The sequence below is a fragment of the Thalassobacillus pellis genome (assembly GCF_016908295.1).
GTDB classification, from domain to species: domain Bacteria; phylum Bacillota; class Bacilli; order Bacillales; family Halobacillaceae; genus Thalassobacillus; species Thalassobacillus pellis.
On record NZ_JAFBDO010000002.1, the window covers coordinates 842,119 to 867,616 of the forward strand.

General features: G+C 43.3%; 19 protein-coding genes and 1 pseudogene. 2 read left to right on the forward strand and 18 right to left on the reverse strand.

What is annotated here, in order from left to right:
- Positions 1 to 80: 80 nt before the first annotated feature.
- From JOC33_RS10095 to JOC33_RS10130, 9 genes are all read right to left on the reverse strand, one after another.
- Positions 81 to 725 (reverse strand): YesL family protein, encoded by a 645-nt coding sequence (locus tag JOC33_RS10095; RefSeq protein WP_205092353.1) that lies wholly within the window; start codon positions 723 to 725, stop codon positions 81 to 83.
- A 44-nt stretch (positions 726 to 769) separates the two neighbouring features.
- Positions 770 to 1,609, reverse strand: a complete 840-nt coding sequence (locus JOC33_RS10100; RefSeq protein ID WP_205092354.1) for a carbohydrate ABC transporter permease — start codon at positions 1,607 to 1,609, stop codon at positions 770 to 772.
- The gene (locus JOC33_RS10105) at positions 1,609 to 2,556 is read right to left on the reverse strand and encodes a carbohydrate ABC transporter permease (protein ID WP_205092500.1); all 948 of its coding nucleotides are present in this window, start codon (positions 2,554 to 2,556) and stop codon (positions 1,609 to 1,611) included. The genes JOC33_RS10100 and JOC33_RS10105 overlap by 1 nt, the downstream gene beginning before the upstream one ends.
- A gap of 134 nt (positions 2,557 to 2,690) precedes the next feature.
- Positions 2,691 to 4,202: an arabinosylfuranosidase ArfA gene (gene arfA, locus JOC33_RS10110; protein WP_338054498.1), complete on the reverse strand. Its 1,512-nt coding sequence runs from the start codon at positions 4,200 to 4,202 to the stop codon at positions 2,691 to 2,693.
- A 1,099-nt stretch (positions 4,203 to 5,301) separates the two neighbouring features.
- A complete protein-coding gene (locus JOC33_RS10115; protein WP_205092355.1) occupies positions 5,302 to 6,408 on the reverse strand; it encodes a GntR family transcriptional regulator in 1,107 nt (368 codons plus the stop codon).
- A 229-nt stretch (positions 6,409 to 6,637) separates the two neighbouring features.
- On the reverse strand, positions 6,638 to 6,898 hold the full coding sequence (locus tag JOC33_RS20305; RefSeq protein WP_239534080.1) for a DUF6171 family protein: 261 nt from the start codon (positions 6,896 to 6,898) through the stop codon (positions 6,638 to 6,640).
- The gene (locus tag JOC33_RS10120) at positions 6,895 to 8,400 is read right to left on the reverse strand and encodes an alpha-N-arabinofuranosidase (RefSeq protein ID WP_205092356.1); all 1,506 of its coding nucleotides are present in this window, start codon (positions 8,398 to 8,400) and stop codon (positions 6,895 to 6,897) included. The genes JOC33_RS20305 and JOC33_RS10120 overlap by 4 nt, the downstream gene beginning before the upstream one ends.
- A gap of 46 nt (positions 8,401 to 8,446) precedes the next feature.
- Positions 8,447 to 9,631 (reverse strand): MFS transporter, encoded by a 1,185-nt coding sequence (locus JOC33_RS10125; RefSeq protein ID WP_205092357.1) that lies wholly within the window; start codon positions 9,629 to 9,631, stop codon positions 8,447 to 8,449.
- 85 nt (positions 9,632 to 9,716) lie between these two features.
- The gene (locus JOC33_RS10130) at positions 9,717 to 11,630 is read right to left on the reverse strand and encodes a glycoside hydrolase family 127 protein (RefSeq protein ID WP_205092502.1); all 1,914 of its coding nucleotides are present in this window, start codon (positions 11,628 to 11,630) and stop codon (positions 9,717 to 9,719) included.
- Between the two features lie 376 nt (positions 11,631 to 12,006).
- On the opposite strand from JOC33_RS10130, the gene JOC33_RS20555 reads away from it, so the two are divergent.
- A complete protein-coding gene (locus tag JOC33_RS20555) occupies positions 12,007 to 14,430 on the forward strand; it encodes an arabinan endo-1,5-alpha-L-arabinosidase AbnB (protein ID WP_275576985.1) in 2,424 nt (807 codons plus the stop codon).
- A gap of 199 nt (positions 14,431 to 14,629) precedes the next feature.
- Here JOC33_RS20555 and JOC33_RS10140 read toward each other — a convergent pair whose 3' ends face one another.
- The 7 genes and pseudogenes from JOC33_RS10140 to JOC33_RS20565 form a co-directional block, all read right to left on the reverse strand.
- Positions 14,630 to 15,322: an alpha/beta hydrolase family protein gene (locus JOC33_RS10140; RefSeq protein WP_338054503.1), complete on the reverse strand. Its 693-nt coding sequence runs from the start codon at positions 15,320 to 15,322 to the stop codon at positions 14,630 to 14,632.
- Between the two features lie 15 nt (positions 15,323 to 15,337).
- Complete coding sequence (locus tag JOC33_RS10145) at positions 15,338 to 16,456, reverse strand: TolB-like translocation protein (RefSeq protein WP_205092359.1); 1,119 nt, start codon at positions 16,454 to 16,456, stop codon at positions 15,338 to 15,340.
- Positions 16,457 to 16,707: 251 nt separating this feature from the next.
- On the reverse strand, positions 16,708 to 16,905 hold the full coding sequence (locus tag JOC33_RS10150) for a hypothetical protein (protein WP_205092360.1): 198 nt from the start codon (positions 16,903 to 16,905) through the stop codon (positions 16,708 to 16,710).
- A gap of 111 nt (positions 16,906 to 17,016) precedes the next feature.
- A complete protein-coding gene (locus tag JOC33_RS10155; RefSeq protein WP_205092361.1) occupies positions 17,017 to 17,625 on the reverse strand; it encodes a metallophosphoesterase family protein in 609 nt (202 codons plus the stop codon).
- A 94-nt stretch (positions 17,626 to 17,719) separates the two neighbouring features.
- Entirely contained in the window at positions 17,720 to 18,385 is a 666-nt protein-coding gene (locus JOC33_RS10160; protein WP_205092362.1) for a reverse transcriptase-like protein, read from the reverse strand.
- A 461-nt stretch (positions 18,386 to 18,846) separates the two neighbouring features.
- Positions 18,847 to 19,785 (reverse strand): Na+/H+ antiporter NhaC family protein, encoded by a 939-nt coding sequence (locus JOC33_RS20560; RefSeq protein ID WP_338054504.1) that lies wholly within the window; start codon positions 19,783 to 19,785, stop codon positions 18,847 to 18,849.
- A pseudogene (locus JOC33_RS20565) lies at positions 19,759 to 20,358 on the reverse strand (Na+/H+ antiporter NhaC family protein); the annotation flags it as partial. The pseudogene JOC33_RS20565 and the gene JOC33_RS20560, both read right to left, overlap by 27 nt.
- 308 nt (positions 20,359 to 20,666) lie before the next feature.
- On the opposite strand from JOC33_RS20565, the gene JOC33_RS10170 reads away from it, so the two are divergent.
- Positions 20,667 to 23,411 (forward strand): pullulanase, encoded by a 2,745-nt coding sequence (locus tag JOC33_RS10170; RefSeq protein ID WP_205092364.1) that lies wholly within the window; start codon positions 20,667 to 20,669, stop codon positions 23,409 to 23,411.
- Positions 23,412 to 23,484: 73 nt separating this feature from the next.
- Here JOC33_RS10170 and JOC33_RS10175 read toward each other — a convergent pair whose 3' ends face one another.
- Together JOC33_RS10175 and JOC33_RS10180 are read right to left on the reverse strand one after the other, a co-directional pair.
- The gene (locus JOC33_RS10175; protein ID WP_205092365.1) at positions 23,485 to 24,105 is read right to left on the reverse strand and encodes a response regulator; all 621 of its coding nucleotides are present in this window, start codon (positions 24,103 to 24,105) and stop codon (positions 23,485 to 23,487) included.
- A complete protein-coding gene (locus JOC33_RS10180; RefSeq protein WP_239534081.1) occupies positions 24,086 to 25,435 on the reverse strand; it encodes a sensor histidine kinase in 1,350 nt (449 codons plus the stop codon). Before JOC33_RS10180 ends, JOC33_RS10175 begins: the two co-directional genes overlap by 20 nt.
- Positions 25,436 to 25,498 lie beyond the last annotated feature (63 nt).

The following is a 25,498-nucleotide window of genomic DNA, read 5'->3' on the forward strand; positions in this document are numbered from 1 at the left end:
GAACGAAACCAGCAACATTTCACCCCCTAATTTTTTGTTGACTTTATCAAAATACTTACGCCCGGCTTTATAAGAGCGTGTCAGGCACAATTACTGTAGTAGACGGAGGATTCTTTCTGGTCAAGCTGCCGAAACACCAACATCGACAGCCACATACTTCCCGTTGCCATTAAACTTATGGTAAAAAACGGTATCATCCCCGGGTATTCTAAAGAATAATAAAGTACCGCAAAAACTACGACCGCAATGGCGAGGGTATAATGGAGTTTTGTCACACCGATAATAAGAGCATTTTTCAAATATTGTCTCCAGCCAGTTTTGTAATGAACCATTAACGGAAACACCCATAAGGCCACAATCGTGTAAAAGAATAACAAAAGATAAAAAGCAAATGGTACGATAAACAGGACTTCCCCGCCAGAACCAGCAATCACCTTGTAGTTCAAATAAAGCAGACCGCCAAAAATGGTTAATATCCAGCCGATCGTGTTGGCGATCACAAACTCCTGGCGGTATATTTGCTTAAAGGTTTTCCAAAGCTTGACTTCCTCCTGTCCCATCAGCCACTTACGAGCCAAACCCAGCACTGCTGCTGTTGCCGGAAAAATGCCTCCGATTAAGAGACCACGAAGCGAGAAAAGAAACCACAACCCATTCACTACAGCAAGACGCATAATCCAATGAAGAACCAAATCAAGCGTTGTCACAATCTGCTTCCCATTCATGGCAGCCATCTCCCCCTTTTCTTATTGACTTAGTAAAACGTGAATCACCCTTTGACACCGCCGACCGTAAGGCCCGCAACGAAATATCGCTGGAAGAAAATAAACAAAATGATAATTGGCACAATAGTCATGACCGAACCAGCAATCAATAGATCATAGTTATTCCCATAAGGCGTCAACAAGGTAGCCAACCCGATAGGTAATGTGAACATATCATTGGAACGAAGCACGACTAATGGCCATAAAAAGTTATTCCAGCTGCCAAGCCCTTGCAAAATCGCCATGGCTGCCAGGGACGGGGTCATCAATGGCAGCATGATTCTGAAGAAAATCCCATATTCTGTAGATCCGTCTATTCTGGCAGCATCCATCAGCTCCTTCGGCAGACCAAGCGCATATTGCCTAAAGAAAAATACAGCAATCGGTGCAACTACTGCCGGCAGTATTACTGCTGTGTAGGTATTCACGAGCTGCATCGTGATCATCAACTGGAACAATGGGAGCATCAGGATTTCAAAAGGAACCATCAATATAAACAGAACGAGCGTAAAGAAAAACGTCCTCCCCTTAAAGTCGTAGAGTGCCAGGGCATAACCGACCATAGAGGAAAAAAACAAGGAAAGCACGATCGTAATTGCAGATATTGCCAAACTGTTCCAATACCAGCCCCAATAATCCCCTGCCTGTGTAAAGATAAATGTGTAGTTATCGAGATTCAGACTGGCAGGATCGAACGTCAGACTGATACCGTTACGCATCAATTCTGAAGAGGGTCGGAATGATGAAAGCAATAAGCTCAGGATTGGAAACAAAGCTATAAAGGAAATAACAACAAAGGCAAGGTTAATGATCCATTTCAACGCCGTATGGTTTTTCTGCTTCATCAGGCATCCCCCTTCTTAAAGGCTCCGGTAAGGATTAATTGGATAAAACTGATTATGAAAATGATCAGCATTAAAATGACCCCGATTGCAGCACCAAATCCCATATCATTTTGCTGGATCCCTTGTTGATAGAGATAACCGACAACGGTCAACCCGATATTCCCAGGCGAACCCGCTTCCCAGAAGACAAAGCTCTCTTCAAACATCCGGAAGCCATTGATAATGGATATCGTCGTGACAAATATAGTAACAGGCTTTAAAAATGGAAGTGTAACAAACCGGAATTTCTGAAAAATCGTCGCACCATCCATTTCTGCTGCTTCATATAACTCTTTTGGAATGTTCTGTAAACCGGCAAGGAAGTATAATATATTGACCCCCATCCATTTCCACGAACATAAAAGCACCATCAAAAACATCCCAGACCACGCATTGTATCGCCATTCCACCGGACTAATCCCGAACCAGCCAAGAAACTGGTTGGCTGCAGCGGTATCTGTTTCTCCAAACATGAGCCTAAAGACCATACCTGCGACAATCGTAGACGCCAGTGCAGGTACAAACAAAGACGCTCGGAAAATCGTTTTGAATTTGACAAATTTAGAATCCAGGAGGACAGATAATATAATTGGGCATATCACTAAAATCACTACCGTCAAAAGGACATAAATGCTTGTGTTATATAGCGCCCTCATAAATGTAGGATTAAAAACACGTGAATAATTTTCTAACCCGATGAAAGTGACCTGGCCTGGCAAAACACTTTGGAAACTCATAATGATTGCTTTTACCGTTGGATAAAGTGACAGAAGCAAAAACGAAAGAATAAAAGGGGTGACAAAAACATAAGGTACTACCTTCTTTGAATTCAGGAAATTTATGATTTTGTTTGGTTTCTTTGCAGAATCATGTTGGGGGCGTTTTCCGGGCTGATTTTTCCTATTCATACGTGGATGCTTATAGTGATCCTGACTTTCATTTTTAGACGCTGGTAACATGTGAACCTCCTCCAATTATGTGGATTTCTCAAGGAACAAAGGGAGGTACCCATGTCCCTTGAGATAATATTGCCGATAGACATTTATGCCTTTTTAAGACGAATGACGTTCCAGGATGTTTTCGGCAGTCTGGCTTCCAGTATGCCGTTGTCTAAAGTGGATGTTCCTTCCTTGTGCGGTTGGACCGCCTGTTCGGCAGCTGTATTCACCGCTTTCAAATCGTCATGTTCAAGGACGGTATGTTCCAGCAGTCTGTATTCTTCAAAGCTTCTTACATCACTCGTCACCGTAATCGATTCTTCCAGGTGTTTGTTCACCATGAATAATGTCACTTCATCCTTTTCTTCATTGTAAACAGCTGCACTATCGATATAAGGGACATCAGTGAACTCCTTACTGTCATATTTCGGTGAGGAGAGAATCGGTTTCAGCGCAATTCCTCTTCCATAAACTGATGCATGCATATAAGGGTAGAAAATCGTCTGTTTCCAGGATCGTCCGTTATTTTCAGTCATGATCGGCGCTATAACATTCACCAATTGAGCCATACAAGCCATTTTCACTCGATCGGCATGCTGTAAAAATGTTATCAGCATACTTCCGACTAAAAGGGCATCTTCGAAGTTATAATGATCCTCAAGCTGTGGAGGGGCTACTTGCCATGGTTCGATTTGTTTGTCTGACTCTTTGGAATGATACCAGACATTCCATTCATCAAAACTAAGGTTTATTGTCTTCTTGCTGCGGTGTTTTGCTTTTATGTAATCGCAGGTGGAGATAACCGTTTTAATAAAGTGGTCCATATCCATATTTTTCGCCAAATAGTTTGCAGGATCATTTTCATAATTTCCATAGTATTGATGGAGTGAGATGTAATCGACCTGGTCATAGGCGATATCGAGTGTTGTCGCCTCGTATTCCGGAAATGTCGGCATCCCTGTATTGGAGCTTCCACATGCCACCAATTCAATTGTCGGGTCGACCAGCTTCATAGCTTTTCCGGTCTCCTGCGCAATTCTTCCATATTCATAGGCGGTCTTATGTCCGACCTGCCACGGGCCATCCATCTCATTGCCAAGGCACCAGGTTTTGATGTTATGCGGCTGTTCATATCCGTGGGATCTTCGAAGTTCACTCCAGTAAGTTCCTTCAGGATGGTTGGTATATTCCAGCAGGTTTCTCGCTGCATCAATGCCCCTTGTTCCTAAATTCACAGCCATCATGACATCAGCGCCTGCTTTTTTTGCCCATTCAGCAAACTCATTCGTGCCTACTTCATTTGTTTCTATTGTCCGCCAGGCAAGTTCTAACCTCTTCGGCCGTTCTTTTTTAGGTCCAACACCATCCTCCCAATTATAAGCAGAAACCATATTGCCACCGGGGTACCTTACGATAGGAACCCGCAATTCTTTCACAAGGTCGATAACGTCTTTTCGAAACCCTTGCTCGTCTGCTTCCGGATGTTCTGGTTCATAAATACCTCCATAAACCGCTCGGCCTAAATGTTCGATGAACGATCCATAGATTCGGTCATCAACTTTGGCAATCTGATAGTTTTTGTCCAAGATCATGTTGGCCTTCAACTGTTCAGCCACAAAACCACTCCTTTATTAATAGCTTTTTCAATAACTTCCCATTTAACTAATCTACAACTTTTCATATGTTCCCTTCTTCATCTGACCCTTGACAATCGTTAATGTAGACGCTTTCAAAAAGAAATAATGAAAAGATTTGCTGATTACATAAACACAACGAGTTACCATTATCCCCTATGTACGAACATATAACTTAACCATTTAAATAAAAATGGTACGTATAAGTTGTATAATTTGATTATATATAAGTAATTTCGATATTTCAATCGTTTTTTGAATATTTAATATATTTGATCTATTAAAATATGGTCTGCTATTTGATAGGTAATGATTCATCTTTAAAGAGTTTTCACGCATAAGAAAAAGGGCTATCCCACAAGTCTGCAATAGACTAATTGGGTTAGCCTTTTCTGTCACGAATCGCTCGTCGGCGGATGCTTGCCGCGGGCACGGCCTCAAGCCTTCTTGGTCAAGAAAATCACTTGACCAAGTGGATCTTCGGCTCGCGCTGTTCCCGCAGGCGTCACCGCCACTCGCTCATCGTGAAATCAACCATGATATAACCATATATAGTTATAAACTTTAACTGCAGCCAATTTTAAAAAGGTGATTACCCTTTGCAATACTAATACAAAAAACCTCAGGAAGGTATAGAGGGCATAGAATCCTTAAAAATAAAACCAAAAGCGGAATCGCCTGTTTTCATAGTGGAAATAAGCTGCGCTATTGCCGCTTGCGTGGAAAAGAGAAAGTGAAGGAACAGCCGCTGATGACGGCTGCCTGCCAAAACATGAAAAAGATTATCCTCCATCTAGCCAGGGTGAGCTAGGTGAAGGAGAGTCTTTTTCTATCTTAAAGAAATTCCAAGGAGCGAGGCCCCTTCCACTCCTGCGGAAGAACGAGTGAGCCGAGATCGCCGAGCGTGGGTTTCGCGAGGAAGCTCGGGCGCACGTCCGCGGAAAGGGAAGGGGCTTTATCTCCTGTCGGCAAGAAAAAAACTTGCGGAGAAACAGGAGTTTCCCCACAAAAAAACCACGAAGAAAAATCAATTTCTACGTGGTTTTTTATTTCAAAGCGGACTTTTGGGGCAGCCCTTTTTCTATTCTTTCAGTTCTTTTGTCGAATTCCTTACGATAAGTTTAGGTTCATAGACAATCGATTCAATTTTCCCTTCGGCTTTGTTCTTGTCCTTGATTAAATCTATGATAACTTTGCCTGCTGCTTTTCCCATCTCGCTTTTCGGATGCTCCACAGTCGTCAGCTTCACTTCCGATACATTGGATAAAAAGGAGTCATCATAGCCTACAATAGAAATGTTATCCGGTACTTTCAGGCCCATACCCCTAATTACATCCAATAAATTGATGGCCAGTTCATCATTGTAGCAGACAATAGCTGTTGGTGTGTCCTGATTGTTTTTCGCCAATAGTTTTCTTAGTTCTTCTGTTGGCTTGTCCTTCTTTTCAGCGGTGTTATAAGTGATAATATGATTAGGATTCAGTGGAACTTCATAAGTCCGGTGTGCCTTCAAATAGCCTTTCATCCGTTTTGTCCCTTGAATATCATCGGTCTTAAAAAAGCCGACAATATTACGATGACCCTGTTTAATTAGATGTTCTGTCTGCAGAAAGCCGCCTTTTTCATCATCCATTGTCAGGCTGATTGGTTCCAGTTCATCATAATAGGCATTAATCATGAGATATGGGATCTTTAAGCGCTCCAGGTTCAAGTAGTATTTAATATTCGGGTTGGAAAAAGCACTTCGTGTCGGCTCTACAATAACGCCGTCAAATTGACGGGAGATGACTTTTTCAAGAAACTTCCTTTCATCATCATGATTATTATTAGTGCTGAAGAGGGTGACATGATAGCCATTTTCACTCAAATATGCTTCTGCTCCCCTGATGATTGATGGAAAAATATAATCGGATATATAGGTGGTAATAATCGCAATCGTTTTGGCGCTGTCACTGTTTGTGTTACTTTCGTTATGTAATCGATCGGCACAAAACGTCCCTGCTCCCTGCGTCCGGTAAAGCCACCCCCTGGTCACGAGGTCTCCAATGGCTAAGCGGACCGTATGCCGGCTTACATTGAATTCATTCATTAATTCTGTTTCTGAACTAATCTTTTGGTTTGGGCGTATAGTTCCGTCTAATATTTTTGACATGATCGCTTGTTTTACAATATTGTATTTCGTTTCCATGTAATCCCCCAGTAGAAAGTATGGTCAACTTATCCGTACAAAAAATACGATACACTCCTCCATTATAGCATCTTGGCTGATCACTTTTCCATTCCTCCTCCCTACAGGTATCCCAAGTCTGAGTCTATTGTATAAATCAAAAAACCCAGTATGTACCGTAAGTCTGCGGTACACACTGGTTTGGGGGGACGATCATCAGGCTAGATCGAGTATCCTGTTTCCTGGTGCTTTACCATTTAGCTTCCCCGGGGTAAGGGCAGCTTTTATTTTTAAATTTAGCACGATAGCGAACTAGACAGCCGCAATGCATACATGTGGTTCCATATTGAAGGGAAGAACAAGTATTGCATTTGCTTAATCTCTCCTGATACACATGTTCAGAAACAGTCTGTGATTTTTTTATTTGTATATCTGACAAAGATTGCTGGATGCTTTCTTCTGTTACCTTGACGCTTTCTGAGCAGCCTTTACAAGGACTTTTGACTGTCATTGTGACTCGCCTCTATTTTCTATTTTCAACACGGCTACTGACATTGGCGGCAATTCAGCCTTTACTTTATTTCCTTGGACGGTTAAGTTTTCAAACATTGTCGGTTGGACAGCATTTGGCTGTTCAAAGGTATTATGGGCACTCATTTCATCGGCATATAAGATCTTTCCTGCTATCTCAGCAATTTCCTTGCTCCAGCCGCGCAGCTCCATTTCTATTTCAGCTTCTCTTTTGTTATCCACGTTGCATAGGCTGATATGGATGTTATTGTCGCTATCTCTGGAAGCGGAAATGCTGACTTGTGGTATTTTTTCGCCGTCATTTGCAAAAGTGTCCGTATTCGTTTCAACAGATAATAGATCGGCATCCTGATGGACTTTATACATATCAAATACGTGATACGTAGGGGTAAGCAGCATCTTTTCCCCTTCTGTCAAAATCATCGATTGCAGGACATTCACTGTTTGGGCGATGTTCGCCATTTGGACACGGTTACAGTGATTATGGAAAATATTAAAATGCAGACCTGCAACAAGTGCATCCCGAATCGTGTTTTGCTGATAAAGGAAACCTGGGTTCGTCCCTTCCTCCACATCAAACCAGGTACCCCATTCATCAATGATCAATCCGACCCGCTGTTCTGGGTCATACTTGTCCATAATCGTGCTGTGCTTTGTAATAAGCGTATCCATATGAAGCGACTTTTTCATAGTCGTGAACCATTCATCTTCGGAAAAATCAGTAGCTGAACCTTTCTCTTCCCAAAAGTCACCGGGGATTGTGTAATAATGAAGACTGAGACCGTCCATGTATCGTGCAGCTTCTTTCATTAGTACCTCGGTCCAATGATAATTATCTACGTTTGGTCCACCGGCAATTTTATAAATCTTATTATCTCCATAATTACGTACATAGGTTTGGTAGCGGCGGTATAGATCGGCATAATATTCCGGCCGCATATTCCCCCCACAGCCCCAGTTCTCATTTCCAACGCCAAAATAGGTTAAGTTCCATGGATCCTTTCTGCCATTTTCCTGCCGCCAGCCGGCCATAGGAGACTCGCCATCAAAGGTCATATACTCGACCCATTCTGACATCTCCTGGACGGTCCCGCTTCCAACATTTCCGCATATATAAGGTTCACAGCCGAGCATTTCACACAGCATCATGAATTCATGCGTTCCAAAGTGGTTATTTTCCACCACGCCTCCCCAATGTGTATTGACCATTCTTTTCCGGTCTTCCCTTGGTCCTACTCCGTCTTTCCAATGATATTCATCGGCAAAACATCCTCCAGGCCACCGTAAGACAGGCACCTGTATTTGCTTCAATGCGTTTAAGACATCTGTCCGTATTCCGTTTTCATTTGGAATAGGAGAATCCTCTCCGACCCAAATACCTTCATATATACATCGCCCTAAGTGTTCTGAGAAATGTCCATAAATGTTTTTGTTTATTTTCCCTTTACGGATATCCGTATTAATATAAACCGTATTTTTCATTTTTCTCCTCCATATTCACAAAGTTTATATTTTTAAAACTTATAATTCACCGGTGGTGCATGTGTTTTACTTTCATGGATGTCTTCGGACGAACAGCGGCACGGTAGTGAAAGACAATTAATATAACAGCTCCAAAGGTCACCAATGCCATCAGCTGATACAACACCGAAGAGCCGAAATGATCGAAAATGCTTCCACCGACTGTTCCACCCAGTGCCCCTCCAAGTCCAAAACAGACGGAAGTCAGAATAGCCTGGCCGGTACTTCTCAGGTGATCCGGGATGTAACTGACAGTCGTCTGCAGAGCCACCAGCCAAAAAAGTCCGAACGTGATTCCCTGGGAGAACTGGAGCAGTGTAATGATAGCCGGGGAATCGATCAAACCATACAGGAGCCAGCGTATCGTGTAGAGAGAAGCAATGACTCCAAGTAAAAGGAGAGGATGGTAATCCATGACCCTTTTGGACAAAAAGTAAAAAACGGGTACCTCACTGATTGCTGCAAATCCCCATGCCATACCTATCATCGTGGCTGCAGCACCTAAATGTTCCAAATGCAATACAAGCATCGTATCATTGGTACGATGCGGAATGATGATCAACAAACACAATAGTAAAAACGTAAGGAACGGAGCGTTTCGCAGTATTTCACCAATTCCTCTCAGACTGACCTTATTCGATGACTGTCTGGTATTTTTTAAAAATAAGACTAAAAAAACAGTCAATAACGTGCTCGCCCATAACAGCAAATAGAGATTACCGATACCTGCCAACATCAGAATCGGACCGGATGTGATCGCCGTTAATGCAAACCCAATGGAACCCCACAACCTGATTTTTCCATATTGCTTCCGATCAGGACCTAGTGTTTTTATCGTCATGCTGTCAATTAACGGGGTACAAGGAGACAAAGCAAAATGAAACAAGAGGAAGGAAAGAAATACGATCCAGAAATTCTCCTGAAAGAAAACGCCAAAGCTGGCGGCTATCACGCCCATATACATAATAATGAGCAAGTATTTTATGGTTTTGTATTTGTCACTGACAAAGCCGACAAATGGCTGGGCTACGATACTGATCAGCGGCGCGACCCCCATAATTGTTCCTATTTCCACGGAAGAGAAACTTTGCTCACGTAAAAATAGAGGAAGATAAGGCAGGATGACTGCCTTTCCCCCAAAATGCATAAATTGCAATGCCTTGAGAAAGGCAATTTGTTTATTCCCTTTCATCTGATTCCATCCTTTGCTCACCAGAAAACAATCCAGGTGGCCTTTTTCCGCTTATACATTCATTTGGTAAGCAAACACACTATATTCATATGGTTTCGTTCATCCAAACCAGCATTTCTCCAGGCTCCCTGTTACACCACGAGTAATACGGGATTGCCTTTATGGGGGCGGGTATGGTGGAAGCATGTGTGTTACTGTAAAGATCCTCACCCCAGGATGCCTCATCACGCCTTTCCGCTTCTCCATGGATGACCGTAATCCCTCCTAAAAGATCCGGATCAAAAGAAGTTGAAAGCTTTGCGTTCTTAGGAAGAAAAAGATTGTGCAGATTGGCGCCATTATCCACTTCTTCCACACAGTAAACCAACGGGCCACGCTGCAGGGCGATTTTCCCGACATTTTCCCTTACGTTTGGATGAGCTTGGATACGCTCGATTGGCATGGCCAGCTTCAGGTGGACATGATCTCCTCTTTTCCACTCCCTGCGAAGATAGAAATAACCTTTTTCAAGGACAGCATCCTGCCTGATTTCTTCCCCGTTCACCGTAAGGCTTGCATCGTTACACCAGCCAGGGAGTCGTAATGCCAGCGTAAACACTTCTTCTTGTTCCGGATTTACAGTGAGATTAATCTCCCCATCCCATGGATAGTTGGTTTCCTGGACAATATCTACTTTCTGACCCTGAACATCTACCTGCTGCTTACTTCCGATATACAAATGAACATAGACAATGTCATTCTTTTGCGAGTAGATATAATGGCCAAGGGAAGAGATTAATCTGGCCAAATTTGGCGGGCAGCAAGCGCAGCCAAACCACTTTTGCCTGACAGGCTTTATATGCCGTTTATCTTTTCTTCGACTCATCTCAGGCGTCACTTCAAGTGGGTTGACATAGAAGAATCTTTTGCCGTCCAGATCCATGCCACTGATGGTCCCGTTATACAAGGCTCTTTCCATCACATCCGCATATTGGGCATCGGCTTCCACGCCAAGCATCCGCTTAGCCCAGAATACTAACCCGATGGACGCACAGGTTTCGGTATAAGAGGCATCATTGGGCAAGTCATAGTCAGACGAAAATGCTTCGCCGAACTCCATGGAACCTATACCAGCAGTAATGTACATCTGTTTCTGCACAACATTTTTCCATAAGGTTTTGCAAGCGTCCGTAAGTTCACTGCTGCCTGTAATCGCAGCCAAGTCAGCCATTGCGGAATACATATATACAGCTCTTACGGCATGTCCTACTGCAGACTGCTGTTCAGTTACAGGCAGGTGGGCCTGATGGTATCCATAGCTGTTGTCCCAGAAAAATCGGCTGGTATCTCCCCGTGCTTCTTTTTCTATGTCAAAATAATGCGGTGTCTTCCCTCTTTCTTCAATAAAAAACTGGCTCAGCTTCAAATATTTATCCTTCCCGGTAGCTTGATATAACCTTATCAGAGCAAGTTCAATTTCCTGGTGCCCAGGATAACCCGGTATTTTATCCCCTTCTCTCCCGAAAACGGAATCGATATAATCGGCGTACTTGGACATGATGTCTAAAAACTTCCGCTTACCTGTTGCATGGTAATACGCAACCGCAGCTTCCATTAAATGGCCGGCGCAATATAGTTCATGGTTATCGCGCAAATTTGTCCATCTTTTCTCCGGCTCTTTGATCGTATAATACGTATTCAAATATCCGTCTTCCCCCTGGGCTTTCTCCAGCAAATCGATCACTTCATCCGCCGTTTCCTCCAAGGAAGGATCGGGATGGTTTTCTAAGCTGTAGGCAACCGCCTCCAGCCACTTGGCGACATCACTATCCTGAAAGACCATTCCATAAAATTCACCGCTTGCTTCCCCTGCAGCAATTCGAAAATTCTCGATAGCATGGCTTGGAGAAGCATCTGGGACATCGTCATTTAACGCTTTCCATTGGTAGGGGATAACCTCTTCACGAACAATTTCCATATACTTCTGCCAAAATGGATCGGTAACTTCGGCAGCCTTCATTTTGTAAGTGCTGACGTTTTGCAATTGAATTCCTCCACCCTCCATTTGTTTTGATAAATATCCATAAAACGAACTGCAAGACTTTAAAGCTATCATCCTCCTATTTTCCGGAGCCTAAAACCAACAACATATACGTACATTTAATTATTTTACCACAAATTTTCGTTAATTTATTGATAATTTTGAATATTTATAGTAGTTTGATTCTATCGTTATATCCCTATAAGCCAATGGTTACAATGAAGGAAAGGAGGATAGCGCAGGAAATAAATTAAATTTCTCTAACTTTATTATTCTAAGAATTGGTACGGTCGTATTCTGTTTCAGGTATGGAAACAAACCCTGTTTAACCGTAGAAAGGGGAAAATAGAATAATATGAAACGAAACAACTTACAAGTGTGCATGAGTTACTTTTCCGCTGTTTTCGTAATCGCTTCATTGGTAATGTTTACAAACTTTCCTGGTACTTTTGTTTATGCAGCCGATAACCATCAAGATCCCCCCGGCAAGAAACCACAACCATCCCAAGAAGAACCTCCGCCCGTATTTAAAGATGCGTCCGTGCACGATCCATCTGTCATTAAAGTAGAAGATACCTTTTATGTTTTCGGATCTCACCTTGCCGCAGCAAAAACAAAAGACTTTATGCAATGGGAGCTTGTCGCTACGGGAGCAGATAAGGAGAATCCCCTGTTTGAAGATGTTACCAAGTCATTAGAGGAGACATTTGACTGGGCTCAGACAGATACACTGTGGGCAGCAGATGTCACACAGCTGGAGAACGGTAAGTTTTATATGTATTACAATGCTTGTAAAGGAGATTCCCCGAGATCGGCGTTAGGAGTGGCTGTCGCCGATAACATTGAAGGGCCATATAAAGATCTGGGGATCATTCTGAAATCCGGGATGTGGGGAGAAACCAGTCCTGATGGCACCATCTATGATGCCAAAGTGCATCCCAATACAGTAGATCCGCACGTTTTTTATGATGAAGAAGGTGTCCTGTGGATGGTATACGGTTCTTACTCCGGAGGTATCTTCATTTTAGAAATGGATCCGAAGACAGGAAAGCCCCTTCCCGGGCAAGGATATGGCAAAAAGCTTATCGGGGGAAACCACAGCAGGATCGAGGGCCCGTACATTCAATATAACCCAGAAACAGACTATTATTATATGTATCTGTCATTCGGTGGACTTGATGCCCATGGTGGATATAACATGAGAGTCGTCCGTTCGAAAAACCCTGATGGGCCATATTATGATGCCGAAGGAAATGCGATGATAAATGTGAAAGCTGACCCTTCCCTGCCGCTGTTTGATGACCGTTCCATCGAACCATACGGGGTGAAACTGATGGGCAACTATCTGTTCGAACGAAAAGTAGGCGAGCCAGGAACGGGTATCGGATCCGGAAAAGTTTCCCCAGGACATAACTCCGTATATTATGATTCCGAGACAGATCAGCAATTTCTGATATTTCATTCTCGTTTCCCTCAAAAAGGCGAAATGCATGAGATTCGTGTGCATCAGATGTTCATGAATGAAGAAGGCTGGCCTGTGGCAGCTCCTTATCGCTATGCCGGTGAAAGTCTGGATAAAGTATACAGGAAAGACTTAATTGGCGACTATAAATACATCAACCATGGCAAAGATATTTCTGCCGCTATTAAAAAAGATGAAACCATACGACTGACAAAAAACAATAAAATTACCGGTGCAGTGAACGGCACCTGGAAAAAAACCGGCCATAACAAAGCCGAACTGTTTTACGGCGGCGAACGATATACGGGGGTGTTCCTCCGGCAATGGAATCCGACCTCCAAATCTTTTGTCATGACGTTCACAGCACAATCAAAAAAAGGAGTGTCCATCTGGGGCAGCAGAATGAAAGAGAAAACTCCAGAAGAAATCGTAGCGGCAGTTAAGGAGGACTTAACTCTCGAAGATACAGATGAGGTTGTTAACGACCTTTCCCTGCCTACAGAAGGCATGAGACAAACACAAATTTCCTGGGAAACTTCTGATCCAAGTGTGATTACTGAAGATGGGATTGTTACTCGCCCGGAGGCTGGTGAGGAAAAAGCTTCTGCGACACTGACAGCTACCATCACAAACGGAGAGGTCACCGCAACGAAGAGCTTTTCCATCGTCGTATTACCTAGAAAACCCGTTGGATTAACCGCTCATTTTCCTTTCGATGGTAACCTGGCAGATATCACTGGTAATACTGGAACAGGCTCTGTTATTGGGGAACGGATTGATCAGAAAGGCGGGAATATCACCTACGTGAACGGAACAGCCGGACAGGCCGCTATGTTCGATGGTTCATCTGGTGTACAGCTACCCGATGGATTGATTTCTAGCGGCAGCTACTCCGTGGCTTTATGGTTAAAACCGGAACAATTTTCAACGTATACCACTACGTTCTTTGGGGCATCGGATCGTAATAACTGGATAAGCCTGCTACCACAAGGACATAGTGGTGTTAACGGCAATACCATGGTCTGGGCAGCCTCTGCCAATGGATGGTATGATGCGAATGCTGGACTTAAAATACCTGCAGATAAATGGACCCACGTAGCCTTTACGGTTGATAACGGGGATATAACCATCTATATCAATGGCGACGCAGCTTTTTCCGGAAGTGGATTCCCTGATGTCTTTACTACTTCTGATGGAATTTTCACTCTCGGGGTAAACTGGTGGGATTCCCCTTATCAAGGCTTAATGGATGAAGTACGTGTGTATAATGGTGCGCTTTCTCAGAAACAAGTTAACGAGCTGGCTGGGGAAGAATAAACTAAATCTCCGTCTAAAGTCGTAACAAATCCCCTTCGTTTGTTGGAAGAAATCAAGTTTGAAAAATGATAAATTATTAACTATAAGAAGTAATGAATTATAAGAGGGAGATATTTTATCCTTCAATTGTGCCCTCCCCAAGGAATCATTGGAATAAATCTCCCTCTTATTCTTCTTATATTATTATCCTCGTTTCCCCTTAACGGGAATGCTCTCCCAAATGTCTATTTAAAAATGCCAAGATTGCCTGGTTTGCTTCCAATTGGCTCTTTTTCTTGTTCAGCCCATGCCCTTCTCCTTCAAACACCTTATATTCTACCGGGATATTATTTTCCCTTGCCACCTTCACTATTTCATCTGATTCAATTTGTAATACCCGCGGATCGTTCTCTCCCTGTAAAACGAGTAGCGGCTTGCAGATATTTTCCGCATGAAAAAGTGGAGAAATACTTCGCAAATAAGCTTCATCCGTATAAGGATTACCTACTTTCCTGTAAAATGCTTCTTTGATTACTTCAAACCATGGCGGCAGACTTTTCAAAGTCCGGACCCAGTTCGAAACTCCGCAAATATCGATTCCGACTTGAAAAGCATTCGGCTGAAAAGCGAGAGCTGCTAACACGATATACCCGCCATAACTGTGTCCCATGATGCCAATTTTCTGTTCATCGATGATGCCGGTATCTGCGAGGAAGCGTTTGGCATCGATACAATCCGCCACGTCCAAATCCCCGTGTCTTAAGTCTGCAGCTTTGAAAAATGTCTTGCCGTAACCGGAGCTTCCTCTGTGATTGACAGCCAACACTGCATAGCCGTGTAAAGCCAAATACTGGAACTGTGCATTGTAATCCACTCGCGTCTGGTCGCCAGGCCCCCCATGCACCCAAATGATTGCAGGGGCTTTTTGTTAGATGTCATACGATTTTGGGCGATAGAAAATCGCTGGTATGTCCACCCCATCTCTGGATGGGTAGCGGATAACTTCTGCCTCGATTAGATCGGTGGAAGCCACAGCGTGATGAAGCGTATCCACCATTTTTTTCGTTTGCCCATCAGCGAGCATCACCATATATAAATGGTTAGGCGAAGTGGAGCCGTTAAGTAAAAAGCTGAAATATTTTTCTGATGGGGAGATTTTGACATTGGTCATTTGGGCGCTTGGAAAGTCCGGCAGCTCCACCCAGTCCCCCGTCACGGTATTCCATAGTCTCACTGCAGTTTGTGCATCTTCATTGATTCCCATATACATATACCTGCTTTTGGAAGAGTACTGGACATACCAAATATCCCATACTTCCTGGTGAAACTGTTCTGCCTGCCCGGTAATCAAATCGTATTTGTTGAGATAAGTGAATTCCGAGTTTTCGTCCGTTCGGTAAAAGAGATACCGTTTATCAGGAGAAAATGTCTTCGCATCAAAAAAGACGTCACCCTGATGGGGACTGAGGCAGGTTTCCGTTTCTGACTGACGATCAAACAAAAAGATATTCGTATCACTGACGGAATACAGTTTATTAAAAGCAAGATATTGGAAATCATCCGACGCACAGCCAAATTGGTAAGCCTGGTCATTTTCATAGATTCGCTTAGATTGAAAGTTCTCGATATCCATTTCATAGATATCCATGAATTTGGCGTTTCTGCGATTGGAACCATATAGAAACTTGGTTCCATCCTTGTTCCAGTCATAAAATTCCGCTGTCTCCGTTTCACAAGGCGTGAGATCCGTAATGGTACCATCCGACTCCCACATGTAAATATGGCTCCGCTCATTTCCGCCTAAATCACTGTGGAACAAGAACCGATAATCGTTAGGAAAAGATGCAGCGATTTGTACAGCATTATCTGTTTGGAATGTTAATTGCTTCTTTTCTCCAGTGGCGACATCTATCCGGTAAGCATTCAGACATCCCGACTTATCACTCGAATAAAGCACATAGCGATCATCATATGACCAGACATGATTCGTAATTTTTTCTGTATCCATTAAATGATCAAGCGTGATTTCATTAAACTGGTTATTCATGTTTTCCCCTCTTTCCGGTACTTTTTTATGCTAATTCTGATTCGAAAGAGGAGTGTCGAAAATAGATGGAAACAATTTTTTGATAATGCGTGATTTTATGTAAACGCAGCAGATAATTATACTTTTTAAGATTTAATAACAGAAACATGATTAGTAAGCCTCCTTTCCCATGAAGGTATTCAGCACAAAGATGATAACTTCCGAAATTTCTGAATTATTTCTGAGATAATTGTACCATAAGCCTTACTTCCTTACAGATAATCAGGGGTGAAGCTAACCACAATGGTGAGTATAATAAGCGGACGGGCGAGCGTATTTTGTGGCTGGGCGAGCGTATTCGGCTTACTGGCAAACATAAATTGCGGCTTGGGGAACGTATTCGGCTTACCGGCGAGCATATTTGGCGGTTGTGCGAGCATATTCGGCTTTCCAGCGAGTAAGTCCCGCACAGTAGAGCAATCCCCCTGCAAGCACTATGTTTCTTAACACAAAAAAGCGAAGCCCATCACAGACTTCACTCCTTCCTTACTATTGAAGTTAAATTGTTTCCAAGCAATAAGCTATACACGATATACTTCATGACTAGGCAGCTCAAGCATGGACAGCTTACCGCCATATGCGGCACCTGTATCGATGTCGATCTGGTCATTGTAATAAGCGACCTCTTCCACTGGCGTATGGCCGTGAACGACTGTTTTGCCAAGCCCGATTGGCTCCATATGTCTCGTCCACAGCATCGTATCCTCCTTTTGGTCTTCCACTGCTATCTTCGGTTCGAGACCAGCATGGACAAAGATATAATCATCCGACTCATAGTATAGTCTTAAATTTTGCTTCATCCACTGCCGGTGCTCCTCCAGTTTTTCAGGAGAATCTTCATAAGATTTCCATGTCCTTGCTGCCCCGTTCATTTTCCATAACTCCAAAGCTTCCCCATCTTCTCGTGAGCGAATGAACAGGTCGTCATGGTTCCCTTTTATGGCAATCGCTCCATCGTTCTCAACGAGCTCTTTCACTTTTTCGACCACTTCTTTTGAATGGGGGCCGCGGTCCACATAATCGCCAAGTAAAACCAGGCAATCTTCTTCCGGATTATAATCGGCCTGACCCAGTACCTTTTCGAGCTTGCCGATTTCCCCGTGGATATCGGATACGATTAAATGTCTCATTGATGCTCCCCCCTATTGAAGTCTTCCTATATACTATTTCTTTTTTAATAGGTGTTAAAACATCAATAGCATGTCTGGAAAATATATCCGTGATTTATCCTTCGTGCTTTGTTTCACTGGTGCTTGTTATTTCAGTTCCTTCCAATGCCTGCGTCGCCAGCCGGTCAGCTTCTCTGTTCTTCTTTCTTGAAACAACTTTATATTCAGGTTCGATACCAAGCTGGTCAAGCTTTGTCTCCACTCGATCAGCCCAATTGGACAGTTCTTCTTCCAGACAAGGCCATTCTCCGTTCAGCTGGTTGATGACCACCTGGGAATCACCGACTATCCGGACAGGGAGATGATGGACGCCAAGATCCTCCAGCTCCTGCAGGGCAAGGAGAAGAGCAGCATACTCTGCTTCATTGTTGGAACCGAGCTGCTCGACCAGTGCATTCTTCCTCAGACGCAGGGACTTTCCGTTTTGCGTATAATAAATCGCACAGCCAAGCCCTGACTCCCTTGTTTTCAAATCATAGCCGCCATCAAAATAAACCGTGATATCGTGAGGCTCGGTTTCTATTCCTTTGATATATTCATTTAGATCTTTAAGCGTCCACGTTGTATCATACTTATCAAGAAAGACCACATTCTTGATCCGACCTGTTCGTTCAAAATCCTCCGCCAACAGGACTGCTTCCCCGGCACGTATATCTTCTGATTTGAAATACGCTTCTGTGCCTTTCGGCGTTTTATATGTCATCTCTATTCTCACTTTCATTCCACTTGCACCCCTTTTCCTTTCGTTGTCTAAAGCCTACCATAATATGTATTATTCACATTTTCTGAAACATAAAAACAGGGCTGTCCCATAAATCTAAATAGACTTATGGGCAGCCCTTTGTTTTTCACACTTCTAAAAAGTTTAACTTTGTTAAAGGATTAAAGTATAAGTAAAACTAAGGCTTTCGCCATAAGAAATTGGCTATAAGCCAAGTTTTTTCTAATTGTTGATACCGGAAAAGTATGGCTGGGAAACGATTCCCTTTCCGCAGGGAAGACGACAAGTCTCCTCGGGCCTCGTCAGCCTTGTCTCTCATGCAGGAGTCTCATCGTTTCCCTGCCCAAGCTAGCAAACAACAATGCAAAAATTCTTCTTTATCATATACGAAAAAAACTTCAATCAACTCTTCGTGGTATTTCATTCAAAGAGGTCTTTGGGACAGCCTCAAAAAAACTTACTTAAATAATAAACCCTGCAATCAAGAAACAAACTGCCGCAATACCAGCCGAAGTCAATGCGTAAGGTAACTGCGTATTGATGTGATCCATATGCTTTACATCTGCACCAATCGACGACATCAGGCTAGTATCAGAAATTGGGCTGGAATGGTCTCCAAACGCCCCGCCGGATAATACCGCCGCAGCAGCCAGGATCGGATCCCCACCTGTTGCGAGCATCAGGGAGACAGCAATAGGCATCATGATTGCCCAAGTACCGAAAGAAGTACCGATGGAGAATGAAACGAAAGCAGAGATCAGGAACACGGAGACCGGGATGATCGCATTAGGGATAACACCCTGAGCCACTTGTTCAATATATAGTGCTGCACCCGTCCCTTCTGGAGCGGCGGCACGCATCAAGTCTCCAATGGTTACGGCAAGTATGATGATAACAGCGCCGAATATAACCGACTTGGCTCCTTCAAATAGATCATCTGAAAATTCTTTTGCGCTCATCAAATTCTTTTTCGTATATTTGAAAAAGGCGATGATGATACCGATACTGAAGCTGATAATCAGCATCATATTACCGCCGAATTTCAGCGTCGGTACCTCCGTAAACATCGGCAGCGTGTAATTCCATAATCCGAGGATAACCAAAATGAATACCGAAATTCCCAGCGGCACCAGCATATCTGAGACACTGCCGCTTTTGGTATTGGATTCCTCTTTTGTAGCGGCCACTTCATTTGAAAAGTCATCCTGATGATAGTGCCGCATTTCCTGCGCACGCTTTTCCGCTTGTTTCATAGGTCCATAATCTTTTAATTTCCCTGATGCAAATAAGAAGACCATTATAAGAATGATAATGTTATAGAAATTATACGGAATCGTCTGTGCCAAACCCACAATCGGATCCTCGACACTAGGGATGTTATCTACCATCAACGCTCCCATAAAAGCTACCCAGCCAGAGATCGGGATAAGAACGTTGATGGGAGCAGATGTCGAATCAAGATAAAATGCAAGCTTCTCCCTCGAAATTTTCATCTGATCATAGATCGGACGGAATACTGTACCTGTTGCTAGAGAGCTGAAATAAGCACTCGTGAACAAGGAGCTTCCCATGGCAGCCGTGGAAATCTGCGCCCCTTCTTTCGTACGTACTTTCTTTGCAAGCCACTGCCCGAACGCAAAAGCACCTCCGGACTTATTTAATACGCCAATAAATGCACCTAATAGAAGGACGACAATGACAAGCTCCGCCCGACCGGCATCTTTCACCAGTCCCATTCCTCTCATCCCCGCATCCGGATCAGCAGGGTGGCCGGCAATAGCACCGAAAAGATTTACGATCGAATAAAGAATGGCATGGATGATACCGTTGACTCGCGCATCAATCATCATTGTTCCGACCAGTATCCCTGCCAACAGGGATGGCACGACCCGCTTCGTTCCAATGGCCAGGGACAATGCGACAACTGATGGCAAAAGCGACCATATCCCAAAGTGTTCCATAACATATTTCTCCTTTCTGTATGACTTCCGGACTACCCATCTATTATTTTTGAAATATTACAATAGTCCGAATACTGTAACTTGCATTATAAGCAACAAAGTTTTTTAAACAAACAGAAAAAAAAGAAAAAAATATACCTTTTGATTTCCTATCCATAAAGACAGCAGCAGCCGTCCTTCCCTTAATAGGACCTATTCCATGCTTTTTCTATCTATTTTCCTAAAATTCCAATAACTTATCCAGAATGGAAAAATGTATGCTAGAATGATAGTTACAGTTTAGTGAAAACGTTTGCACAATGAAAAGGAGCGAAAAAGTTATGTATCAAAATAAGTTGCTGGCTTTAACAGGCGGTTTCATGTTTTTTCTGGCTTTCACAGCCATGGCTCCCTTATCTTTTTCCGGGGGAGTAATCAGTCATGCGGAAGAAATAGAAGAACCAGCAATTCCTGAGGAGCACGTCCGTATTCACTATAAGCGGATGGATGCCAACTATGAAGGGTGGGGACTGCACTTATGGAATCAACAAGAAGACAATCCTGCCATCGATTTTACTGTCGATTGGGGAAATCCGATTCTTTTTGACATGCATTCTGACTGGGGAATGTATGTCGATATACCAGTCATTGATATTACAAACGGGTTGAATTTCATCGTACATAAAGGTGATACAAAAGATACGCCAAATGACCGCAGTTTCCCCTCTACTGGGGAGCGCGAATTCTGGCTGGTACAAGGAGATGAACATATCTACTTGGAAAAACCGGCCATTACCACGGATCTAACTTATGCCGAAATGACTACCGAAACAGAAATCAACGCCCGTATCAGCCAGGTAGTTGAGAATTTTTCACCGGAAAATGTGACGTTGACGAATCAAAGCGGCCAGGAAGTTACGCTAAAAAACATCGATCTCGCAGGACAAAACCTGACGATCACTACTGCTAAACCAATGGATATTTTGTCACGCTACACACTTTCCTATAAAGGAAACGAGACCGAAGTTGATGTTGCCTGGGAACTTCTTGACAGAAATTATTCATATGAAGGAGACGACCTCGGTGCAACGCTGCATGAAGATGGCACCGCAACCCTGAAACTGTGGTCCCCGATTGCCCAGCATGTCTCCGTCGTTCTATATGATAAACATAACCAATACGAGGTCATTGGCGAGGAAATTCCGATGAATAAGGATAGGAATGGGGTGTGGAGCGTCACCCTCGATTCCTCCAATTCCGGTCTGAAGAATTTAAAAGGATTCTATTATCAATATAAAGTGACCACAGAAGTAGAACAGCACCTTACGCTCGACCCCTATGCGAAATCGATGGCTGCCTCTTCCGACAATGACCTTGATACCGTCGGGAAAGCTGCTATTGTCGACCCGTCTTCCATTGGACCGAAGCTGCATTTTGCTAAAATCAAGGATTATGAAAAACGAGAAGATGCTGTCATCTGGGAAGTCCACGTCCGGGATTTCACTTCCGACCCCTCTATTGCAGATGAATTGGACGCACAATTCGGTACGTTCTCGGCATTCATTGAAAAACTGGATTATTTAAAAGAACTTGGGGTCACCCACATCCAGCTCCTTCCTGTCATGAAATACTATTTTGGAGATGAACTGGAAAATGACGAGCGTGAAATGGACTACTCTTCTTCAGGTAATAATTACAACTGGGGATATGATCCACACAGTTACTTCGCTTTATCTGGAATGTATTCCGAACGACCGGAAGATCCGGAAGCCAGAATTGCGGAATTTAAGCAATTGATCAAAGAGATCCATAAAAGAAAAATGGGCGTCATTTTAGATGTAGTCTATAACCATACGGCGAAAGTCAGTATCCTGGAAAACATTATGCCGGATTATTACCATTTCATGAATGAAAAAGGCGAAACAAAAACCGGGTACGGTGGAGGTAAGGTTGGAACCACCCATCAAATGTCCCGTAAGCTTATGGTCGATTCTGTGAAATATTGGGTGAAAGAATTCAAAGTGGATGGCTTCCGATTTGATTTAATGGGTGATTTGGATGCCGAAAGTGTGCAGACAGCTTATAACGAAGCAAGGAAAATCAATCCAGATATCTTAATGATTGGGGAAGGCTGGCGTACTTTTGTCGGAGATGGCGGTCCAAAAAACGAAGTCACCCCAGCTGATCAGGATTGGATGGACGAAACCGATAGCGCAGGTGTCTTTTCAGATGAAATCCGTAATGAATTGAAATCAGGTTTTGGCAGCGAAGGGGAACCTCGCTTTCTTACTGGCGGTCCACGAGATATCGCTACGATTTTCGAGAATATTAAAGGTCAGCCAGGAAACGTCAGTGAGGATGACCCTGGAGACATCGTCCAATATATTGCGGCCCATGATAACCTTACACTTCATGATGTCATTGCCTTATCGATCAAAAAAGATCCCGCAGAGCATGAAGAAGAAATACAAAGGAGAATCCGGCTCGGGAATGCAATGATTCTCACAAGCCAAGGAGTTTCTTTCCTTCATGCCGGTCAGGAATACGGAAGGACCAAACAGTGGCTCGGTGAAGGTGTACCAGAAGCTAAAGCGACTTATATGGTCGATGAAAACGGGAATCCATTCAAGAATCCTTACTTCATCCATGACTCTTATGATTCCACGGATGCCATCAATCATTTCGATTGGAAAAAAGTGACCGAAGATGGTCTACAAAAACAGACCATGCAGTATACCAAAGGACTGATAGATTTGAGAAGGTCCAGTGATGCCTTCCGGCTAGCTACTGAAGAAACAGTCAATCAGAATGTAACTTTAATAGAAGCTCCTGAAATTCAGCCGACCGATTTGTTAATCGGATATAAGAATGTATCAACGGATAACACCGGTACCTATTATGTGTTTATCAATGCAGATAATAAAAAGCGTTCCCTTTCCCTCGACGTAGATTTAAGGAAAGGAAAAGTGTTAGTGGATCGGGACGAAGCTGGCACGCAAAAAATAAAGGAACCCACCGGTTTTATGCTTACAAAAGATCAATTGACACTGGATCCCCTGACAACCGTAGTAATAAAAGTTAAATGAACTTTCTTTAACCTATTGCCCTATCGAGCTGATGCTTGATAGGGTGTTTCTCATTCAAGGAAAAGAACTCCCTCTACTTTGTGAACCATTGGTATAACTTTTTAGGTCGTCCGATTTTCTGATGGCTGACAGTCTGTTTCACTTTTCCGATTTCCAGTAGATGCATTAGATAGCGATAAACTGTCGGATAGGCAAGACCGACTCGTTTTGAAATTTGATCAACCGGAATAGCGTCCTGCTGCTGTTGCAGGTATTCAGAAATGTGGTTCATTGTCTGCTTGCTGATGCCTTTGGTTGTATATACGTCTACCTCGTTATTTTGGAACTCTTGGATGTTGGCAAGACGAATGTGCAGCTGAATCCTGGCTATGATATCCGGCGCTTTCACCGGCTTCAACGCGAAATCAGATGCTCCCGCCTGCAAAAATTGATCGGCAATTTCCTGACGCTCATCCACAGTAAGTACAATGATCGGCGTGTGAATATCCTCTTCCCTTAATTTCTTCACAGTCTTCAGCCCATCCATTTCAGGCATATGGTAATCAACAAGGGCCAGATCTGGCTTGATTTCCCTGAATTTATCCAGGCCCTCCACCCCATTTTCTGCTACAACTGAGTCCCAGCCTGCGTATTTGCAGATTTCCCGCAGCATATATCTTAATGATTGATCATCATCAATGATCAGTATATTCATACCTTAAAACCTCCTCAGGAAAAATCATCCAAAAAGCAGTTCCATTCCCCTGCCTATTCTCAATCTTCATCCTTGCCTGGTGAACCTCTATAACATTATTAACGAAGGTCAAACCGACACCAGGGTGGGATTTCGTACTGAATCCCGGCTGATAGATTTTCTTCAGGTCCTTCTTAGAAATCCCCTTCCCATTATCCAACACACCAAGCCATAGCTCATTATCGATCAGCGCTGTTCGAATAATCACTGTAGGGTTATTTGTTTCACTGACCGCATCACAGGCGTTATCAATCAGGTTGACGACTGCTCTTGTTATCCTGATTTTGTTTATGAAAAGTTCAAGCTGCTCGTCTGCTTCCAATTCAAATGTAAAAGTGATCGCATGATCGTCTATTTTGTTTGCCCGTATATATTCAATCAGACGCTTCAGTGAGCACCAGTTCTTTTTTTCCTGGTAAAGAATTTCCGATACCATATTGCTGGTGGAAGTGATGGATTCCGATATGTTTTCTGTATACTCTTTGATTTCCTTATCCTTCGTCTTCAACTCGATCAGAGAATTCAAGCCCTCAATCAAAGCAAGCGGTGTCTTTAAATCATGGACAAGGTGAAGGACCTCACGCCCCGATCGGGATGCGATGACCTCGCCGCGTACGATATCAAGATCACGGCTGATTTTCCATTTTTGCTCTGAAACAGTCAAATAAACGGCAAGGACGACTGCATTGACCACAAAGATACTGCAAAGCATAAGACTATATAATGATAGCGTAAATCCATAATCAATATTAATGGCAATCGATTTCAATTCACTGGAAATCGGGCCGCCTCCAAAGCCGTAAGCAGATAAAAGGGTTACCGTATCGAGCCACTGGATGCCGAATAAAATTTGTACTAACACAAATGATTTCAAAATTGGACGGAGACGCCCTTTTCCCAAAATATGCAGTAGAAGAATTGACAAGAGGAGCAGCAGCGCAGGTCCGCCAAAATGATAGTTGAGCGGACTGTAGGAATTGATCGACAGGTAAACGGCTGGAATGATGAATACTGGGATAATTACTTTCAGCCAAGGTTTATGGAACCGGTAGCCCAGTTCATCTCCTAAAAGCAGCGCGCCAAGATAATGCGGAAGCGCACGTATGGTATTCAGCATCACCAATACAAACGCTGCAAGCATCAGCGTATTCCCGTCCGGATCAACACGGAGTTCCCCCATAAGTCTGTAAAGCCCGACTTCCTCTACCCCTAACCATAAGGGCATACTAATTCCTAGAAGAATCAAAAACACTTTAAACAAGATACTTTTTCTCATCCAGACAGCGCGCATGATTGTCCCCCCTTTCTCTCCGGTTTAAGAAAAAAATGAAAATAAATTGCCACTGTAATTGGA

Coding starts and splice junctions, on each gene's coding strand:
- JOC33_RS10095 (WP_205092353.1), bottom strand. CDS start 725: ATGAATGGGAAGCAGATTGTGACAACGCTTGATTTGGTTCTTCATTGG.
- JOC33_RS10100 (WP_205092354.1), bottom strand. CDS start 1,609: ATGAAGCAGAAAAACCATACGGCGTTGAAATGGATCATTAACCTTGCC.
- JOC33_RS10105 (WP_205092500.1), bottom strand. CDS start 2,556: ATGAATAGGAAAAATCAGCCCGGAAAACGCCCCCAACATGATTCTGCA.
- JOC33_RS10115 (WP_205092355.1), bottom strand. CDS start 6,408: ATGGAAACGAAATACAATATTGTAAAACAAGCGATCATGTCAAAAATA.
- JOC33_RS20305 (WP_239534080.1), bottom strand. CDS start 6,898: ATGACAGTCAAAAGTCCTTGTAAAGGCTGCTCAGAAAGCGTCAAGGTA.
- JOC33_RS10120 (WP_205092356.1), bottom strand. CDS start 8,400: ATGAAAAATACGGTTTATATTAATACGGATATCCGTAAAGGGAAAATA.
- JOC33_RS10125 (WP_205092357.1), bottom strand. CDS start 9,631: ATGAAAGGGAATAAACAAATTGCCTTTCTCAAGGCATTGCAATTTATG.
- JOC33_RS10130 (WP_205092502.1), bottom strand. CDS start 11,630: ATGAAGGCTGCCGAAGTTACCGATCCATTTTGGCAGAAGTATATGGAA.
- JOC33_RS20555 (WP_275576985.1), top strand. CDS start 12,007: ATGAAACGAAACAACTTACAAGTGTGCATGAGTTACTTTTCCGCTGTT.
- JOC33_RS10145 (WP_205092359.1), bottom strand. CDS start 16,456: ATGAATAACCAGTTTAATGAAATCACGCTTGATCATTTAATGGATACA.
- JOC33_RS10155 (WP_205092361.1), bottom strand. CDS start 17,625: ATGAGACATTTAATCGTATCCGATATCCACGGGGAAATCGGCAAGCTC.
- JOC33_RS10160 (WP_205092362.1), bottom strand. CDS start 18,385: ATGAAAGTGAGAATAGAGATGACATATAAAACGCCGAAAGGCACAGAA.
- JOC33_RS20560 (WP_338054504.1), bottom strand. CDS start 19,785: ATGGGAGCGTTGATGGTAGATAACATCCCTAGTGTCGAGGATCCGATT.
- JOC33_RS10170 (WP_205092364.1), top strand. CDS start 20,667: ATGTATCAAAATAAGTTGCTGGCTTTAACAGGCGGTTTCATGTTTTTT.
- JOC33_RS10175 (WP_205092365.1), bottom strand. CDS start 24,105: ATGAATATACTGATCATTGATGATGATCAATCATTAAGATATATGCTG.
- JOC33_RS10180 (WP_239534081.1), bottom strand. CDS start 25,435: ATGCGCGCTGTCTGGATGAGAAAAAGTATCTTGTTTAAAGTGTTTTTG.